The sequence below is a fragment of the Sphaerisporangium rhizosphaerae genome (genome assembly GCF_042665155.1).
Taxonomy (GTDB): domain Bacteria; phylum Actinomycetota; class Actinomycetes; order Streptosporangiales; family Streptosporangiaceae; genus Sphaerisporangium; species Sphaerisporangium rhizosphaerae.
Genome location: NZ_JBHTCG010000001.1, coordinates 399,910 through 417,771 on the forward strand (window position 1 = coordinate 399,910; position 17,862 = coordinate 417,771).

Consider the following 17,862-nt stretch of genomic DNA (forward strand, 5'->3'; position numbering starts at 1 on the left):
GACTCTGCCTGCCGAGTATCGGACTCGATACGGCGGGTCCGCCTGGCGCTGGTGACGACCAGACGGACCCTTGATCGGACAACGGAGGTCCGACCCATGGCACAGAGTAGGGCCACTCAGGCAATCGAGACGATCCCCGGCTGGAGGATCTTCAAAAGCGACACCGGACGCCTGTGGGCGACGCGCGAAGTGCAGTACGACAAGGCCGCGGAGAAGGCCGGTGCCTGGCGTACGGTCGACGCCGACGACCTAACCACCTTGTGTTCGGCCATCGCGGAACAGGAGAGCTTGGCCACGCTGGGAGACAGCGCCAACCCGACCGACGTGTCATCGAGCGCTCAGTGAACGAACGCTTTGAACGGCCCACCGTGCTGGATCTAATCGCCGGCCTCGTTGCTCAACAAATCGACGCGCTCGAACAGACCTACCCTGCTTGGCAGATCCGCAGAGTGTGGAAGGCAGACGGAACACCCGGAGGGTGGACCGCCACGAGACACGCTGACCTCACGGACGCGCAGCGTGCTACCGGGCTCGTCCCCAGCATCGACAGTGCAGACGCCGCGGACTTGGTGATGAGACTGGCAGTACAGGACGAGATCGCTCATCAGGTACGGTACGCGCCCGGAGGGCCTGGAGACGGTCCATGAGCCGCTGGGACGATGTACTCGATGACGCGATGAAGGCGCTGGTCTCCGGCAACCTTGAAGCCTTCCAACTGCCAGAAGATGTGGTACCGAAAGATCCTGTGACCGCAGCAAAGCTCCGGATGAGCATCCTAGTGACAGCGTTCGAACGATGGCTCAAGTCTGAGTGGCTCCCTCGATAGAGGCCAAAGAAGCCTTACTAGTACAACTCCAGACAAACCGCGCCGACACAATCCGTTGTGTCGGCGTGTTCATCTACAGTTGCCTCGTGGCCCCCGAGACACAGACCTCATCCAACACAGGCGACGAGTCGCTATCGACCGAGGAGCAGATCCTCGCACAGACGGCGTACTACCTGCATGAGCAAGGCGACGATGACCTTGCAGCGCTGATACTGGACACGGAAAGCTTCGACTTTATTCCAGGTAACGACTTCGGCGACTGGTACAACGGCCAGCTACACATACCCGGCTGGCTGCAATCAAACTTCACAGCCGAAGTCATCGAACGCATCAGGATGGTACTGGATCAGGTAGCCGAGCGACATGGCATGCCGATAACCAAACTATTTGTGGGTCCAGCACTGCCCGATATCAATGCATCTTGGCGACAAAACCTCCGTGCAACACTGTCTGCCGATACAGTAACCAATCATGCCGCTCGCATTACGAGTCCGGACCCACACCTGCGGCGTGACGGTTTCACTTTCGAATCTCTTGCAGAGGTTCGAGTATACGAAGCCCTGAAGCGTGCTCAGGCTGTACTCGCGGCAGACTCCACCATTGCCATATTTCCTCTACCGCTTGGACGTGCCGGGATTGGCAACTCCTGGACGCCCGATTTCCTGATCACCCGTGACGGGAAGGTCGGACTGATTGAAGTCGATGGCCCTCACCACCGTGGCCGGCTAGGCGCCGACGCTACGCGAGATCGTCACTGGCGAAACAGCGGGATCATCCACATCGAAAGGATTCTGGTCGAGGAGACTAGCCAGGATGCCGAGCTGGACCAGCTCGTGCGCGCGTTTCTGAAGCGTCTGCGTAGCTCATAGCAACTTATCGGACCCAAGAAAGCGCAGTAGGAAATAGTGCGTGCGATCGAAATCGAAGACTGGGCTAGGCGCGTCGCCGAACGGGTCACCCGAGGCGGGGCAGTCGAAGATAGCCGTGTAGAGCTGAAACGAGACTGGCCTGATCCGACTAAGGCTGCCAGGCGTATCGCAGGCCACTGCAACGCGAGCGCAGGTGACACAGTCCTGTGGATCATCGGCTTAGATGAGGATGCCGGAGTTATCGGCGCAAGTAACCAAGATACGGCCCCTTGGTGGGCCAAAGTAAAATCTCAGTTCGATGGTCAGGCTCCGACGCTGCAAGACATCGGCATGGACATCGACGGTCGAGATGTCCTGGCCCTCGCCTTCGAGACAGATAGAGCACCGTTTGTCGTGCGCAACTCCGTGTACGGGAAGCAGGGAGCTGGTCCCGTAGAGCGGGAGGTTCCATGGCGGGACGGTACTTCAATACGAAGTGCAACGCGAGCCGATCTCATCCGCCTCCTACTGCCTATCGAGGCCATACCATCCATTGAAGTCATTCATGGCTCCGCAGAGCTTTCAAAGGATACGGACCCCTTTCCAAATCTCGACGCAACTCTTGTCGTTTACGCCGCACTGCCAATGGGCTATTCGACAGTACTCCCGAATCATCAAGCTCAGGGATTCATCCGCATCGGAGATTCATCTGAGTTGATTGACCTTGATGTGACACTACGAGTTGGCAGGAGATTGGACCCAAGGTTCCCTAAGAGGGAAGTTCTGAAACCAACCGTGTTCAACGGGGAAGACCAGATAATTCTTGAGGGACCAGGATTTTTCCAGGTGCGCGGGAAGGGGTTCGCCACAGCCGCGCATTTGCACGGACTTGGCTCAATCGAGATGCACGTAAGGCTTCGTCCCGCCGGAAACAATCTATCTATCGCGTTCGACGCGACCATACCGCCTTCAGAGACTACCGGTGATCATATTGCCGACTGGTCAGGTTTGGCCAACAGATAGATGCGCCTCTACTCGCGATCAACATAAGGAAAACCCCCTTCGCCGACATTGGCGAGGGGGCCGATTTCGCTTTGTGCGTGCCGGCTACTTTCCTACGGGCTTCTACTCCCACCTTCCGACCGCTGCCTGCCTCTTCGCTTGCTGCGTGGAGTGTGCTCCACCGCTCGCGTCACCGGCTTCGGTGCCACCTCTGGCGGCTCCAGCTCCGGAGTTCCTGAATCATCTTCGTTCTTCTGTTCTTGACCCAGGTGTAGATAGGCACCCCACATAGTTAGGCGCGCGTCGCGTAGGTTCTGCTCGTTCTCGCGGACTGATGCCAAAACAAGGCGAGTCCACAGGACAGCGAGAATTCGGCAGACCACCAGCGCGACAAGCACCCCCCATGGACCCACACCCGAGAGCCAAGCTCCCAGTGCGGCCCATGGCATGGCGGGTTAGCCTAGCCCCGAGTCCGGTCGATCTTGGATGGCGCCATCGAGAGCCCCTTATCCAACTAGTAGTTGATAATGGAAAGTGGCCAGGTAGCAGTAAATAAAACAACTTGCGGTGCCAAACATCCTGATTATCTGAAGACAGCCTTACTCGCTACAGGCAGTGCGCTCTGCGGTGTTCCTTTCGGGATTTCCACTACCGGCCATGCCATCAAGGGGTCCTGTAACCCAAGACAACATTCACCTTGCGTGGCAGTCTGGGTGGGACTGCGAAGGCGTCTTCCCCGCACTAGACCACTAAGAAGCGTGGTCTAGGACGTGAGCACCAAGACGTGCCGCTCACATCCAGATGCTGTGCAATATCATGCCACGCCGGTACACAGCCCGCACCCTCATCGCGAAGCAGGGGTCCGCCCCCATCTCGCCCGGGACATGCCCCCTCAACTACTCAGGCTTTTTCTTGCGCTTTTCGACCTGCACGCCAAGGTAGCCGCGCAGCCACCTCACGCCCTGTTGGAACACGGCTCCAGCACCTACGACGGCCAAGATCGCGGCTCCAAGGCCGGTGTCCTCACTCGTTTCGAGCCCGCCCCATAGAAGAAGAATCGTAAGCGGCGTCCACGTCCGCGTCTCAGTAGCGAGCATCCAGCAGACTGCTCGGCGGAGCATATCGGCTAAGTCCGAGAGCCGCATTCGCATTGCGGCACGTAGAATACCAAAAGCGTAACGAGTAGGCTTAGGGCTTTCAATAAGATCAGCAGACCATTCTATCGCACGCCATTTTCGCGCCGAGCCGCCAACCGCCGACGCCATCCTCAATATAACGTCGACAACAAAAGTGCCAACCATCTGCCGGCCCGCAATCCCTGAGGGGATAACTCTAATGAAAATCTCAACAGTCACGATGAGAGCCATCGTGGCATCTAAAGTAGGAACGAAAAGTTGGTCATAAAAGACCCGATTATGATCACAAAGAAAAAGTGCGATGGTGACGCCGATAGCAGTCAGCACACATTGCAGGACAGAGCATCTCCCGGGAACACCGATGATGCCACTAACAAGAAGACTAGTTAACGCTGGCAGTAACGCCAAAAGGAGAAAAAAGGGCAGCGTCTCGACGTACGCCAGCCCTTCCCCATCAAGCAATGCATAAGCGAGGTTCACCACCAAAAAAACAATCTCAAAAATTAATATGTACGTGCCGCAGATAGCGGGGTCAGTCAAAGGCCGACCCCGCCGCGTTGCACAGAGCATACACGTTAGCGAACCGGCAAGAATTGCACAGAGCGAGAGTAATGCGCTACCCATGAAATCATATGTGTAGTAATTTTGATCCTGAAGAAATACAAGATAATAGATATGCGTAACTATCCAAGCAACCCCAACGAATGCCAGGCGGTTACGAGATGACCCTCTGCGTAGTGGACCTGCACGTAACTCTGCACTCTCGGCCTGCTGCACTTCAGTCCCATTACGCACGTATACACGCTGAGCCAACTCCGCGAATTTAACTTGCTTCGACCTGGAGATAACCGGCTCCTCGGTAACCATCATGCGCCACCGCTTTCGGACTGCACCGAAGTCGCAGACCGCCTGCGCCCTTGCCGATTGGCTTGCGCGGCAATGTACTGGCGTCGACCGGTCCCCGACATGCTATAGAAACGCCGCTGCGGCCAGTCGTCAGGCTGTTCACTCTGCCAGGTGCCAGTTATCCAGCCAGCCCGCTCCAGACGTTCTAGGGTGGGGTACACAGTCCCTGGGCCCATGCCAGTCAATTCTGTGATGCGAAAGCCCCAATGCGGATCAGACGGATCAGCAGCAAGTAGCAGATCAAGGACAATTCGGACAGGTTTCGTCAAGCGAATCTTGGGCGGCGGTGCCGTCACGGTTCACCTCGCACGAGCAGAGAGCCTGTATCAAGAACAATACGTCACTCATGAGCTTCGAGAAGCGCCGATTTTCGTGGCAAGCTACTCGCCTGCTTCTCCGCTGCTGGTTACCGGGGAGGTATGACTATCACTGTGCCCATGCTGTGACGGCGGGGGAGATAGGCATCCAAGCTGTCTCAGTAGCGCTATGAGACATCTAACCGAGGTAGCCGCTTCTCGTCCTCGTTCCGTGGCGTTGCTCCACCTCACGGCCACCTCGACCCAGGTGGCTCCTGGTAGACAACCCAACCCGCATCACGCCTTGCCAAGAGGAACACCCGTCGCTGCGTCCACGGCCACGGTTGATCAACGAGGTAAAGGACCAACGCGAAAGGGTTCCCTAGTGGCTGCGCGTCATCGTGGCGGCCTTGATCGCTCTGCCCTTGCTGGTGCTCGTCCTGGCGGTTTCGCCAGCACTGGTCTTCTGGCCGTTTTTGCCGGGCGACCGACGGGACTGGGTCCTCGAAGTGCTTGATTGCTTCGTGAAGTGGACTAGCACCATGTTGGGCGACGACAAGGACTCCTGACGCGAGTCGCAGCCCGTAGGGCCGAGCCTCTTGGTTCGGCCCTACGAGGCCACACACGATCAATCAGGTGAAGCGCCACGTCCCTCATCGGGCGGTTCAATCTCATCTCGTCGCAGCCACAACGCCAGCACCTTGAGCGCTCGATCACTGTGGCTTCTGGAGAACGCCGCTACGCAAGAGATCACGATCAGCATAGCGACTAGCACGAGGGAGATACCGAGCGTGACTGTACCTAGCGGATCGCTCATCGCTTGGTTCGTCAGTACCGATGGAGAAGCGGCAAACGCACGAATGATGGCTGCAAGCCACCACAGATTCAGCGTGGCCGGTATTGCTGCACACAGCAGCACGGTCAAGATCATAAAGATTCCCTGGGTAAACGCATGACCGACGGCCCAGACAGGGCGGGAACTGCACTAAAGATCAATAACTAAAGGACAGAATTAAGTGATCTTTTTCTCAGACGCTTAAATGATTTTGTCTTAAGTGATCTTGTCTTAGTTTTAATGATCTTTATCAGCTCTATGTCATGTGTCCCGAGGGACGTGGGGACGAGTCTATGCCATGTCCGGCCGAGAGAGGACCGTCCCGGATAGGACTGGATGATGATAGGGCCGTCCACTCCAGGGGACGAGCACATTGATCGTTACGCAGCCCCGGGCATCGACGTCTCGGCGTCGACCACACCAGGCATCTGACCTGCCGAAATTTCGGTCTTGAGGACTCTCAGCAGCTCAGTGGCGCGCCCGGTCGACACGGGCTGGACCTTCTGCCGGATCGCGGCCAGCAGGTTGTCCCTCGTCAAGGGACGGCCCTCAGCAAGCAGCTCCTTGGCGACCTGCCGTCCCGCCGGAAGCAGATCATCCACGTTGGGGACGGTCCTCTGCCTAACGGGGACGGTCCCCCTCTTCGTCCCCTTCAATGCGCGGGGACGAGTAGAGGGCGAACGAGGGGACGGGGACGGAGTCTCGGGGACGGGGACCAACGCAACTTCGTCCTCGGGGACGGTGCTCAGGACGGGGACCGAGACGTCCGTCCCCAGGGGGACCAGCTCTCCGAGCTTGTATAGAGCACGCTCCCTGCGGGTCGCCTTCCAGCGCCACAAGCGCCCGTACCGGTCCTGTAGGTCGGTCTTGGCCAGGACTCGGCCACGCTCACGATGAAGCGCCAGAGGATAGCTGCGGACCTCCCAGAGCACCATGCGGCGCCAGAGGGAGAACGTCGTGAAGGGCGAGAGAAACCAGCGCGACTTCCGGATGATGTCCATGCGCGTGTCGGAGAGGAGGCCGGCGCGCTTGCGCATGACGTGCGCGCCCACCTCCACGGCGAGCACCCACAGCATGGGCAGGATCGCGTGCGCCACGATGCCGAACGGGTCGCTCTCCTCCACGGTGTTCAAGTAGATGGTCGAGACGGTCAACAGGACGGGGATCAGGCGCAAGAGCTTGATGCGCATGCCGATGCGCGCGAGGACGATGTCGAGCACGGAGAAGACGGCGATGCCGAGGTCGATCCCGAGCGGGACGGTCCAGGAGAACCATCCGAACGAGGGGACGGCGGCTTCGGCCACCTTCTGGAAGCTGTTGATGAAGCCGATGAGGCCGAGGACGGCTGTGGCCACGGCGACGATGGCCGAGGCGGCGAACTCTCCGCGAGTGAGGTCACGAGGCGCTGCTGAGGACGCTGACGCGCCAACGAGGCTGTTGGCGATCTTTGCTCCTGTCTCCTCGTCGTGGCTACGCTGGGACATAGGTAGATCTCCCTGGTCTAGTCAGGCGGATTGACCAAGGCCCTGAGCAGGTGTTCCAGCACCAGCTCGGGGCCGATTTTTGGCTATGCGGTTTGATGTGTTTCAGACAAGCCGTGGTGGGGCACCTTGAGGATGTCGACCCTGGGCAGGCCCTGGCGTAACAACTCGGCCTGCGCCTCGATCTCGACGTCCCCGGACAGCAGGGCCGACCCGGACGCCCATCGCGCGTGGACGACGATGCTGGCGTTGTTGGCCGTCGAGCCCTCGCCGGGGCCCGCCGACATCGCCTCCGGCGCCGGTCCGACGATGCGCAACTCGACCGGCCCGAGACGCCAGCTCATGCCCGGCGAGGCCACCCACTCGGGCACGTGCCGACGGCCGAGGTCGGCGGACACCCGCGCGCTCTCCTGCCGAGGCTCATGTCCCGGACTGACGACCACGGCACCGACCCCTCTGCCGCGGAACACCCCGTCGAGCCCTCCCACGTGGTCGAGGTGCGGATGGGTGAGGATCACCAAGGGCACCTGTTCGACGCCCAGCGTGCGCAGGCAATGGTCGACGGTGACCGGGTCGGGCCCGGCGTCCACCACCACGGCCCTGCCGGCCCCCGCCGACAGCACGAGTGCGTCTCCCTGGCCGATGTCGCAGCTCACCATGAGCCACCCCCGCGGCGGCCAGGGCGCGACGGCCGGACGGACGAAGATCAAGGCGACCGCCAGGCCCCCGGCGACGGCGCACGCCACCAGCCGCAGAGCCGCCCGGCGCAGCACCACCCACCCCACCACGGCCAGGACGACGAGCAGGAGCAGGCCGATCACCCCGCCGGGCCACGGAATGGCGGCCGCCGGGGCGCCGGCCACCTGGCGGGCCACCAGGATGATCCAGCCGACGGCGTACCCCGCTGGGCGGACGAGCCATCGCGCGGTCTCCAGGTGGACGGGCGCCACGAGGGACGCCGCGAACCCCAGGACCGTCGCCGGGGCCACCGCCGGCCCGGCGAGCAGGTTGGCCGGGATGGCGACCGGTTCGAGCTCCCCCGCCATCAGCACCAGCAGCGGAGTGACCGCGGCCTGAGCCGCGCAGGGCACCGCTATCGCCTCGGCCGCCCAGCGTGGCATCCGCCGGGACATGCGCTCGCGCCATCGGGGCGCGAGCGTCAGGATGCCCCCGGTGGCGAGGACCGACAGCGCGAAGCCGTACTCGGCGGCGAGCGCCGGGTCGAACATGACCAGCCCGAGCACGGCCGCCGACAGCGCGGTGACACCGTCTCCGGCGCGTCCGGTGCCGAGCGCGACGGCGGCCACCGAACCCATGACCAGCGCCCGCAGCACGCTCGGCGAAGGGCGGGCGACCACGGCGAAGCCGACCATGGCGACGATGGTGAGCACCGCCCTCACGGCCAGCGGCAGCCCGGCGACGCGCCCGAACGCGAGCACCATCCCCGCCACGATGGCCAGGTTGGCTCCGGAGACGGCCGTCAGGTGGCTCAGGCCAGCCGTCTTGAGATCGTGCCTCACCTGCTGGTCCAGGAGGGACACATCGCCGACGACCAATCCCGGGAGGAGTCCGCGCTCGGCCGGGGGCAGGACGGCGCAAGCCTGCCTCAGTCCGTCACGAAGAGCCGCTGCGGCTCGCTGCGGCGGCGACGGGCCGCTGAGCAGCTCCGGCGGCCTGCCGGCGAGGATGACGGCGGCCGTCAACGCCTCGTCGTCGGCGGGACCGAGCCTGCCGTGGACGCGGACCCGCTGACTCGGCAACAGGGACGCCCACTGCGCCGATCCCTCAGCGAACACCACCACCGGCGCCGACGTGGTGAGGCGCATGCCGAAGGCTTCCACCCGCTCGACGGAGCCCTCGATGATGACCCGTTCGCGGCGTACCAGTCCTCGCCGGCCGGGCAGGACGCGGGGGTCGGCCGTCAGCGACATCTCGACCGTGACCACCGCCCGCTTCCTGGCGAGATCGGCGACCGGCCCGGAGGTCACCGCATGGACCCGGAGGGCGACCGACCCCGAGACGGCGGCCACGCACCCGAGCACGCCGAGGAGCGTGTACCTCCATCTGCGCCGCCTGCCCCGCCCCGGCGTCTCACCGCCTCTGCCGGCCGCAGCGCGCAGGGCTGCGGACGGGCGACGACCGGCGACGATGACCACCACCAGCAGCAGGATCAGGGCAGCGCAGGCCACGCCGAGACCGACCAAGGCCGGACATCGCAGAAGAACGCAAGCGGTCCCCCACGCCGCCAACGCCGGCACCGCCAACCGCCACTCCCCCTGCCCAGCCGACCTCTCATCCCCAGGCACCCCTCGCAGCTCTGAGCCCCACGCCGCCCACCCCCACACCACCGACCGCCACCCCCTTACGACCGACCGAACTCTCGTGCTCACGCGCCCCCCACGGCGCGGAGTTCCAGGCCTGCCACGCCCGTACCACCGACCGTGCCTTCCGATGGTCAGCCGAACTCTCGTGCTCGCGTGGCTCTGCGGGAGCGGACACCATCTCGCGTGGTTCCGCGCAGCGGCGGAAGGCGGTCATACGCGCACCTTGTCGCGCAGTTCGGCGAACTTGCGGTCGCCGATGCCGGTGATCTGACGGAGCTGGTCGATGCTCTGGAAGCCGGCATGGCTCTGCCGGAAGTCGATGATGCGGCCGGCGAGGACCTCCCCGACTCCTGGCAGGTCTTCCAACTGGCCGGCGGTCGCGGTGTTGAGGTCCACCGGCATGCCGGGAACGGTGGCGGGATCGACGGGCTGGGCGGGAAGGCCCCCGGCGCCGTGGGGACGGCCGACCACGATCTGCTCTCCGTCCACGAGCCTGCGGGCGAGGTTGAGCTCACCCGTCGTGGAGCCGGCCCGGACGCCTCCCGCCGCCGCGAGGGCATCGGCCACCCGGGAACCGCTGGGAAGGGCGACGACGCCGGGCTTGCGCACCTTCCCGATCACATGGACGAGCACCTGGACGGCCGCCCCGGCCCCTGTAGGTGGACCACCCAGCGCCGCACCGGACGTGGACGTCAGAGCGGGGAGAGCGCCGGACGCGGAACTCCCGGCGGACGATGCACCCGACATGGGGCCTGCTGCTGAGGACGCGCCGGGCACGGGAACTCCGGTAAGCGGGGCACCGGGCTTGGAGCCTCCCGCAGGCCGAAGACCGGACGCGGCCGTCACGGCCGGAGGGGCGCCGGACATGGAGTCGACGGCCGGCAGGGCGCCGGATGGCATCGGAGGGCTGAGCGGCTCGACCTGCGGGCGGGAACGCCATGCGTAGACGCCTGCGACCAGGGCCGCCAGAAGGCCGAGCACGAGCAGCACCCGGACGCCCGGACGGCCGAGGTCGAACCGCGCCCCGTACTCGGTGACCAGCCCGGCCAGCCGGGCGCGCGACGTCAGAGCCGGCAACGGCTCGGAGCGCACGCGCCCGGCCGGAGCGGCCTCACCCTGCGCGGCCGCGCCGTGCGGAGCCGCGCCGTGCGGGGATTCACCGATGTGGGGCGGCGGGCTCACGCTGCTCCTTCCGGGGGCGTCGTACTGATCGGGCTCGGCATGGTCGTCGTGAGACGGCGGGGACGGGTGGGGGCATCGCCGGCCGAGGGGGCTGAGAGCATGCAGGCGCGACTCGCCGACGTCGCTGCGCAGGAACCGGTCCGCTGATCTCACGTGGGCGACGTTAGGCCGCCCTGCGGCCGGCCATCCGACGCGAACGGCATTCTGTGGATAGAGCCTCGGGAAATGCCCGGGAGCGAGTCACAGACAACACGAGTTAAGGCAGGACACGAAGATGCGCTGGGAGCAAGGCCGCCGCCACGACCGCAGATAGATCTGATGAGGTGGATGAAGCCGCATATTAGGTGCAGCTGGCCCACTGGAGAGAGCCGAGCAGGCTCGCGTCCACGTAGGTGCGGGTTACGTCCACGGAGGTGGTGGATGCGTTTCCGCTGGTGGTCGGCGTGGCGTCGTTAAATGAGCACGGCCATCGCGTGGTTCGAACGAGAGACCAACGAGCAGGTCAAAGAAACGTCAGCACACAATTTCCGCAGACCGGAGTCTGTGCGGCACAACACGAAAGAGCGCTGAAAGGTGCGGCGAACCGCAGGTCAGAATGCCGGCGGCGAGGTCAGGGGCGTCGGCCCATGATGTTCAGCAGCCGGGCCTGCCGCGACGCGGTGGGGTCGGGCGCGCCATCGGGAGCGGCGAAGAACCGGTGGGTCGTGTGGTCACTGACGGGAGTTTCGGCCAGACCGGCGTAGATCTCGGCGAGATGGTCATCGACCCACGCCACGAGGCCGGCGTCCAGGACGTCGTCCGTCTCGACGGAGCGAGCGAGATCCCAGGTGTGGATCACGGTGTCCGCCGTGCGTACGGCGAGCGCCTGTCCGCCGGTCACCTGCCCCAGCGGGTAGTCGAGCACCCGGTCGAGGGCGCCCTGCCGGGCGAACGCCCCCGCGCACTCCCCCACCGACCGGATGTAGGCGGCGACCGGATCGTCACCCAGGACATCGGCTTCACGCAGCCGCAGGAACTCCTCCTTCGTGCCGCCCCGCAACAGGCCCACATAGTTGAGGTTGCCCCCCGCCATGTGAGCGACGAGCTGACGGACACTCCAGTCGGTGCAGGGCGTGGGCAGGCGCCACTGCTCAGGCCGTACCGCCCGCAACCTCCGCTCGAACTCCGCACTGGCCAGGACGAAACGGTCGATGATCCCGTCGAATGCGTGGTTCACAGGGACGAGTCTGCTGACGCGCCGGAACCGACGCTGGCAGGAATCAGACCTCGCAGCGCGGGACCCTGGGCTTTGACCATTCGACTTTCACCGCCGGCGCCACCAGCGACATGCTGATCGAATGCCGGCATTTCCGCCGCCCGTAGCGGTGCGGCCGTGGAGGGTGAACCCCGGAGGGCAGGTCGTGGGGGTCAGGTGGTGAGGGCGGGGGCTATGGTGATGCCGAGCATGCCGGGGCCGACGTGGACGCCGACGGCCGCGCCCACCTCCACCACCCGCAACCGACCGAGGGCCGGGATGCGTTTGGCGAGGTGGTCGGCGAGCGTGCCGGCGCGGCCCGCGGCGACGAGGTGGTGGACGGCCACGTCCACCGGATCGTCGCCCGCGGCGCGGACGGCCAGATCCTCGAGTCGCGCGATGGCCCTGCCGGAGGTGCGCACCTTCTCGAGGGGGGCGATGGTGCCCTGGGTGATGTGCAGCAGCGGCTTGATCGACAGGGCGGAGCCGAGGAGGTTGGCGGCGGCACCGATGCGGCCTCCCCGGCGCAGGTGTTCGAGGGTGTCAACGTAGAAGAAGCTCTTGGTGGCCTCGGCGCACGCCCTGGCGGCCTGCGCGACCTCGGTGCGCGTGCCGCCCTGGCGGGCCTTCCACGCCGCGGCGAGCACCGGGAAGCCGAGCCCCATGGCGAGCGACCCGCTGTCCACGACCTCGACCGGGATAATGGCGTCGGCGGCCGCGATGCGGGCCGACTCCACCGTGCCGGACATCTCAGCGGAAAGGTGGACCGACACCACGCCGGTCGTGCCCTGGGCCGCGGCCAGTTCGTACGCGTCGGCGAAGCGTTGCGGTGCCGGGCGGGACGTCGAGACCGGCGACCACTGGCGGAGCGCTCCGGCGACGCCCTCGGCGTCGATCTCGGCCACGTCGTCGAGTGCGCGGCCTCCCACGACCACCTGAAGCGGGATCACGGTGACGCCGAAGCGCCGGATCTCCTCGGCGTCGAGGTAGGCCGTGGAATCGGTGACCACGGTGACCGCTTGCGACATGACCGAAGGTTACCCGCCACCACATCACTCGCCGCCGGTGGAGGCCACCTTGCGGCGACCGGCCCTCCAGGCCGTCCGGAGAGGACACCCCGCGACGGGCCGGATGCGCCCGCCGTACCGCCGCTGGACGCCCCCCGTGACGGCTGGGTACGCCAGACCGTCAGGCCGGCAAGAGAGGACCCTGCGATGGCCTGATCCGCCGTACCGCCGCTGGACGCCCCCCGTGACGGCTGGGTACGCCAGGCGGGCGACAGAGGACCCTGCGATGGGCCCATGCGCCGTAGCGTCGTTGGACGGCCTCTGCGACGGCTGGGGGGTGTCACCGCCGGTGGCGGTCGTCCCACTACGACCTGGGGCGCCGGGCCGGGGCCCGTGGGTCGGGGCTACTGGACGGGGGTGCCGCCGCGCCAGACGCGGCGAGGTTTGAGGCCGAAGCCCCAGGCGAAGGCGCCCTCGTGGTCGGCGTCCCACTGGACGATGTCGGCCAGGCGGCCCGGGGTGAGCACGCCGCGGTCGGGAGCGCCCAGGACGGTCGCGCCGCCGAGCGTGGCGGCGCGGAGGGCGTCGCCGACGCTGATGCCGAACGCGGCCACCGCCAGGCTGATCACCAGCGACATCGAGGTGATGCCGCAGTGGCCGGGGTTGTGGTCGCTGCCGAGGGCCACCGTGACACCCTGGGCGAGCATCCGGCGGACCGGAGGCAGGTTGCCCTGCTGGAGTGCCGTTCCGGGGCACACGACCGCGGGGACGCCGTAGCGCGCGAGAAGCGCGATGTCCTCGTCGGTGGTGTTGTGCAGCAGGTCGGCCGACGCGCAGCCGAGTTCGGCGGCGAGCTGGACGGCGCCGCGGCGCTTGTGGGCGCCGGCGTGGATGCGCGGCAGCAGGCCGACGTTGCGGCCGGAGGCGAGCACCCAGCGGGCCTCGTCGGTGGTGAAGTGGCCGTCGTCGCAGTAGACGTCGACGCTGTCGGCGCCCGCCGCCGCGGCGTCGGCGCACCAGGAGCCGACGGCCTCGACGTAGTCGCGCTGGCGGCCGAAGTACTCGGGCGGCACCACGTGGGCCGCGAGGAAGGTGACGTGCACCCGCGGCATCATCGGCTCTTTCTCGAGCTCGCGCAGCAGCCGCACGTCGGCCAGTTCGCCGTCGCGGGTGAGGTGGTAGCCGGTCTTGGCCTCGACGGTGGTGGTGCCGTTCAGGATCCAGTCGCGCAGGCGCTCGCGGACGCCGTTGCAGAGTGTCCACGGGTCGGTGCCGCGGGTCACGGTCACCGTGGAACCGATGCCGCCGCCCGCCGCGGTGATCGCGCTCGGCGTGGAGCCGCCCGAGCGCATGGCCAGCTCGGCGTAGCGGTTGCCCGCGTACACCGGGTGGGTGTGCGCGTCGATGAGCCCTGGCGTCACCAGGGATCCGCCGAGGTTCTCGACGTGATCGACGTCCGTGATGTCGTCCACGACACCGGGCACGCTCTGCGGCAGATCGGCGGCACGGCCGACCCACGCGATGCGGTCGTTGTGAACGAGGATCGCGGCGTTGCTGCAGACGTCGTTGCCGGTCCAGAGCCGACCGATGTTCGTGAGAAGCCTGACCGTCATGGCATCACCGCCCGGCCCAGGGCCGTGGAAGCATCCGGGAACGCCGCCGGAGCCCAGGTGGTGCCGGGCGCCACGCCCGCTGGGTCCGCTCCGTTTCCGGACGTCATTGGGGGGTCTCCTGATCTCATCCGCACTGGTGTGCGATGACGGTATCGTCCGGATCTTGGCCGGGCGATTTCAGTTCAGTTACGTTATTTCACAGGTCGGCTCGCTGTACAGGGTTATTGAGAAGAACGGCGGTTCGTCTCCCCTGCGGCGCGTCGAGGCCCTCTGCACCCCGGCATGTCAGTAATCCGTCCCCGGGAACGCCTGGTGCCGACCTAGCCCCTGCTGTAGCAGCAGTCACACGCGTCATCATGCGAAACCAGCGCCAGAATGTCTTGTCAGGGTGCCCATATCGTAGCAATAATCAAGCCCCGCGGGCCACAGGCACCTTCCTGCGCCTTTGCGAAGTTTCTCTCCCGCGTCGCGCTTCTGTACCTTTTCGGATACTTCATCACGACATCAAGCCGGGACTCCCGTCTCCCCCCGGACGACGGGACGATCTGCGATCGCCGCGCGAAGGCTCCGAGCGAACGCCGCGCCAAGCCCTCCCCGGCACGCCGACCCGGCTCATCGAGCCTCCGTCGCAGGCCGCCGAGAGCCGTTCACGGCTATCGTTGACCTTTCAACAGAATAGCAGCACGATCTCCGCACCGGGCGGAATCGCGCGAGAACGGACCGAGCCGGCCACCGCGCGCAGCGGGCCGGGCCGCTCCCATTCCACGCCCGACCTGCGGCCGGGAATCCCGGCCGGGGACAGAGCCCCGGCCGAGATCAGACGGTTTCGACCGGCTTGGCGGTGCGCTCGAGCTCGGCGTGCAGGCCGGCCGGCACGTGGGCGTGCAGGATGGTGCCGTCCCCCGTGTGGTGGACCGAGTGCACCTCGCCCTCCTTGTGGGCGCGGGCGATGAGGTCGCCGCGCTCGTAGGGCACCAGCACGTGCACCTCGTGGTCGAGCCGGGGCAGCTCGCGCTCGATCACGGCCATCAGCTCGTCCATGCCGGCGCCGGTGCGGGCGGAGACGACCACGCTGTGGCGCTCTCGCGTGGCCAGCCGGGCCAGCACCACCGGGTCGGCGGCGTCGGACTTGTTGACCACCACGATCTCGGGGATGTCGCCCACCCCGTCGATGTCGGCGAGGACCTCGCGCACCGCGGCGATCTGGGACTCCGGATCGGGGTGCGAGCCGTCCACGACGTGCAGGATCAGATCGGCGTCGCCGACCTCCTCCAGCGTGGACCGGAATGCCTCGACGAGCTGGTGCGGCAGGTGCCGGACGAACCCGACGGTGTCGGCCAGCGTGAACAGCCTGCCGTCGGGCGTGCGGGCGCGCCGGACCGTGGGGTCGAGCGTGGCGAACAGGGCGTCCTCCACCAGCACCCCCGCGCCGGTGAGCCGGTTGAGCAGTGACGACTTGCCGGCGTTGGTGTACCCGGCGATCGCCACCGCCGGCACCTCGCGCCGCGACCTGCGTGAACGCATGGTCTCGCGGGCCGTCGACATGCCGCTGATCTGCCGGCGCAGCTTGGCCATGCGCTCGCGGATGCGGCGGCGGTCCAGCTCGATCTTGGTCTCACCGGGGCCGCGGCCGCCGATGCCGACGCCTCCGGCCGCCCGGCCGCCGACCTGGCGGGACAGGTTGCCACCCCAGCCTCGCAGGCGCGGCAGCAGGTAGCTGAGCTGGGCCAGCTCGACCTGGGCCTTGCCCTCGCGGCTCTTGGCGTGCTGGGCGAAGATGTCCAGGATCAGGGCCGTGCGGTCGATGACCTTGACCTTGACGACCTCTTCGAGCTGGCGGAGCTGACCAGGGGTCAGTTCGCCGTCGCAGATCACGGTGTCGGCGCCGGTGGAGGCCACGATGTCGCGCAGCTCGACCGCCTTGCCCGAGCCGATGTAGGTGGCGGAGTCGGGACGCTGGCGCCGCTGGATGAGCCCTTCCAGGACCTGCGACCCGGCGGTCTCGGCCAGCAGCTTCAGCTCGGCCAGGGAGTTCTCGGCGTCGACGACGGTGCCGCCGGTCCATACTCCGACCAGGACGACCCGCTCGAGGCGAAGCTGGCGGTATTCGACTTCGGTGATGTCCTCGAGCTCGGTCGAGAGGCCGGCGACACGCCGCAGGGCCTGCCGCTCTTCGAGGTCGTAGTCACCGTTGACGAGATCTTCGTCGGACTCGTTATACATATACGTCTTCTCTGTGGCTATGGTCGCGCTCCTCAGCGCTCGTGGGTCACCGCTCGCGGTCGACCGCTCCGCTTAATTCAACACGGGGACCCCTCTGCTGTCTTCCCCCGATGGTGCCACGCCGGTCCCGGCGGTTCACCTGGTTATCGCCCCGCCCTCTTCCCCGTGCGCAGGCGGCTCAGGTGGTGGCGAGAACCTTGGCGTCGCCCGACCCGGTCTTGACGACGATGGTGCGCGGCGAGGAGTCGTCGTCGGTGACGTCGATCTTCTTGTCGCCGGAGCCGGTGCTCGCGGTGACGTTGTAGGCGCCCTTGGGCACGCGCACGGTGCCGGTGCCGGAGCCGGTCTGGACGTCGACCTTGTCCGGCGTGGCGGCGAAGCGCAGCTCGACGTCCCCCGAGCCGGTCTTGGCGGCCGCCTGCTTGGCGCCCAGCTCGTTGGCGTCGACGGTGCCGGACCCGGTGTCGGCGGTGACGACTCCGGACAGCGAGCGCAGCGTGATGTCGCCCGACCCGGCCTTGACCTTGACCTCGACCCCGCGCGGGACCTCGATGAGGTAGTCCACGCCGCAGCTCCACCCGGAGCTGCAGGTGTAGTCGAGGGTGAGGGTGTCCCCTTCGACGGGGTGCCGCGTGACGGGCTTGTCGCCCTTCCAGTAGAGCTTCTCGGTCACGTGGTACCCGGCGCGGTCGGACTCGGTCACCTCGATGTCCCCGGCGCCGCTGTCGACGCGGAGCACGGGGGCCTTGCCGGTCACGTCGTAGGAGTTGGTCTGGTTCTTGGTGGGCGAGGCCAGGTCGGTCACGCCGCACCCGGTGAGCAGCAGCCCGGCGCCGAGCACGGCCCCGGCGGCCAGGACGCGTCCCGCCCTCGCCGGCAGGAGTGCGGGGCGGGTACGGGGGGAGGTGTCGGTGGGGGAGGTCGGATTCTTCATGGTCCAAGACTGCTG

General features: G+C 66.2%; 16 protein-coding genes. 5 read left to right on the forward strand and 11 right to left on the reverse strand.

What is annotated here, in order from left to right; all coding sequences use genetic code 11:
- Positions 1-96: 96 nt before the first annotated feature.
- The 4 genes from ACFQSB_RS01745 to ACFQSB_RS01760 all read left to right on the forward strand — a co-directional run bounded on the left by ACFQSB_RS01745 (position 97) and on the right by ACFQSB_RS01760 (position 2,697).
- Complete coding sequence (locus ACFQSB_RS01745; RefSeq protein ID WP_380823895.1) at positions 97-345, forward strand: hypothetical protein; 249 nt, start codon at positions 97-99, stop codon at positions 343-345.
- A gap of 298 nt (positions 346-643) precedes the next feature.
- Positions 644-826: a hypothetical protein gene (locus ACFQSB_RS01750; RefSeq protein WP_380823896.1), complete on the forward strand. Its 183-nt coding sequence runs from the start codon at positions 644-646 to the stop codon at positions 824-826.
- A gap of 86 nt (positions 827-912) precedes the next feature.
- Positions 913-1,695 carry a hypothetical protein gene (locus tag ACFQSB_RS01755; RefSeq protein ID WP_380823897.1) on the forward strand — a complete coding sequence of 261 codons (783 nt, stop codon included), beginning with the start codon at positions 913-915 and terminating at the stop codon, positions 1,693-1,695.
- A gap of 36 nt (positions 1,696-1,731) precedes the next feature.
- Positions 1,732-2,697 (forward strand): hypothetical protein, encoded by a 966-nt coding sequence (locus ACFQSB_RS01760; protein WP_380823898.1) that lies wholly within the window; start codon positions 1,732-1,734, stop codon positions 2,695-2,697.
- 875 nt (positions 2,698-3,572) lie between these two features.
- Here the strand turns inward: ACFQSB_RS01760 and ACFQSB_RS01765 are convergent.
- Positions 3,573-4,682 carry a hypothetical protein gene (locus ACFQSB_RS01765; RefSeq protein ID WP_380823899.1) on the reverse strand — a complete coding sequence of 370 codons (1,110 nt, stop codon included), beginning with the start codon at positions 4,680-4,682 and terminating at the stop codon, positions 3,573-3,575.
- Entirely contained in the window at positions 4,679-5,014 is a 336-nt protein-coding gene (locus tag ACFQSB_RS01770; RefSeq protein ID WP_380823900.1) for a helix-turn-helix transcriptional regulator, read from the reverse strand. Before ACFQSB_RS01770 ends, ACFQSB_RS01765 begins: the two co-directional genes overlap by 4 nt.
- A 410-nt stretch (positions 5,015-5,424) precedes the next feature.
- Between ACFQSB_RS01770 and ACFQSB_RS01775 the strand changes: the two genes are divergently transcribed.
- Positions 5,425-5,583, forward strand: coding sequence for a hypothetical protein (locus ACFQSB_RS01775; protein WP_380823901.1), 159 nt, complete (start codon positions 5,425-5,427; stop codon positions 5,581-5,583).
- Positions 5,584-5,642: 59 nt separating this feature from the next.
- Here ACFQSB_RS01775 and ACFQSB_RS01780 read toward each other — a convergent pair whose 3' ends face one another.
- The 9 genes from ACFQSB_RS01780 to ACFQSB_RS01820 form a co-directional block, all read right to left on the reverse strand.
- Positions 5,643-5,945: a hypothetical protein gene (locus ACFQSB_RS01780; protein WP_380823902.1), complete on the reverse strand. Its 303-nt coding sequence runs from the start codon at positions 5,943-5,945 to the stop codon at positions 5,643-5,645.
- Between the two features lie 284 nt (positions 5,946-6,229).
- Positions 6,230-7,333: a DUF2637 domain-containing protein gene (locus tag ACFQSB_RS01785; protein WP_380823903.1), complete on the reverse strand. Its 1,104-nt coding sequence runs from the start codon at positions 7,331-7,333 to the stop codon at positions 6,230-6,232.
- 83 nt (positions 7,334-7,416) lie between these two features.
- Positions 7,417-9,519 carry a ComEC/Rec2 family competence protein gene (locus tag ACFQSB_RS01790; RefSeq protein ID WP_380823904.1) on the reverse strand — a complete coding sequence of 701 codons (2,103 nt, stop codon included), beginning with the start codon at positions 9,517-9,519 and terminating at the stop codon, positions 7,417-7,419.
- A gap of 345 nt (positions 9,520-9,864) precedes the next feature.
- Positions 9,865-10,989: a helix-hairpin-helix domain-containing protein gene (locus ACFQSB_RS01795; protein WP_380823905.1), complete on the reverse strand. Its 1,125-nt coding sequence runs from the start codon at positions 10,987-10,989 to the stop codon at positions 9,865-9,867.
- Positions 10,990-11,446: 457 nt separating this feature from the next.
- Complete coding sequence (locus ACFQSB_RS01800; protein WP_380823906.1) at positions 11,447-12,052, reverse strand: TIGR03086 family metal-binding protein; 606 nt, start codon at positions 12,050-12,052, stop codon at positions 11,447-11,449.
- Positions 12,053-12,243: 191 nt separating this feature from the next.
- Positions 12,244-13,098, reverse strand: a complete 855-nt coding sequence (locus ACFQSB_RS01805) for a DegV family protein (protein ID WP_380823907.1) — start codon at positions 13,096-13,098, stop codon at positions 12,244-12,246.
- Between the two features lie 383 nt (positions 13,099-13,481).
- Positions 13,482-14,690 carry an amidohydrolase family protein gene (locus ACFQSB_RS01810; RefSeq protein WP_354915407.1) on the reverse strand — a complete coding sequence of 403 codons (1,209 nt, stop codon included), beginning with the start codon at positions 14,688-14,690 and terminating at the stop codon, positions 13,482-13,484.
- An 816-nt stretch (positions 14,691-15,506) separates the two neighbouring features.
- A complete protein-coding gene (gene hflX / locus ACFQSB_RS01815; protein ID WP_354915410.1) occupies positions 15,507-16,913 on the reverse strand; it encodes a GTPase HflX in 1,407 nt (468 codons plus the stop codon).
- 178 nt (positions 16,914-17,091) lie between these two features.
- Positions 17,092-17,847: a DUF4097 family beta strand repeat-containing protein gene (locus tag ACFQSB_RS01820; protein ID WP_380823908.1), complete on the reverse strand. Its 756-nt coding sequence runs from the start codon at positions 17,845-17,847 to the stop codon at positions 17,092-17,094.
- Positions 17,848-17,862 lie beyond the last annotated feature (15 nt).

Coding starts and splice junctions, on each gene's coding strand:
- ACFQSB_RS01745 (WP_380823895.1), top strand. CDS start 97: ATGGCACAGAGTAGGGCCACTCAGGCAATCGAGACGATCCCCGGCTGG.
- ACFQSB_RS01750 (WP_380823896.1), top strand. CDS start 644: ATGAGCCGCTGGGACGATGTACTCGATGACGCGATGAAGGCGCTGGTC.
- ACFQSB_RS01765 (WP_380823899.1), bottom strand. CDS start 4,682: ATGATGGTTACCGAGGAGCCGGTTATCTCCAGGTCGAAGCAAGTTAAA.
- ACFQSB_RS01780 (WP_380823902.1), bottom strand. CDS start 5,945: ATGATCTTGACCGTGCTGCTGTGTGCAGCAATACCGGCCACGCTGAAT.
- ACFQSB_RS01785 (WP_380823903.1), bottom strand. CDS start 7,333: ATGTCCCAGCGTAGCCACGACGAGGAGACAGGAGCAAAGATCGCCAAC.
- ACFQSB_RS01805 (WP_380823907.1), bottom strand. CDS start 13,098: ATGTCGCAAGCGGTCACCGTGGTCACCGATTCCACGGCCTACCTCGAC.
- ACFQSB_RS01810 (WP_354915407.1), bottom strand. CDS start 14,690: ATGACGGTCAGGCTTCTCACGAACATCGGTCGGCTCTGGACCGGCAAC.
- hflX (WP_354915410.1), bottom strand. CDS start 16,913: ATGTATAACGAGTCCGACGAAGATCTCGTCAACGGTGACTACGACCTC.
- ACFQSB_RS01820 (WP_380823908.1), bottom strand. CDS start 17,847: ATGAAGAATCCGACCTCCCCCACCGACACCTCCCCCCGTACCCGCCCC.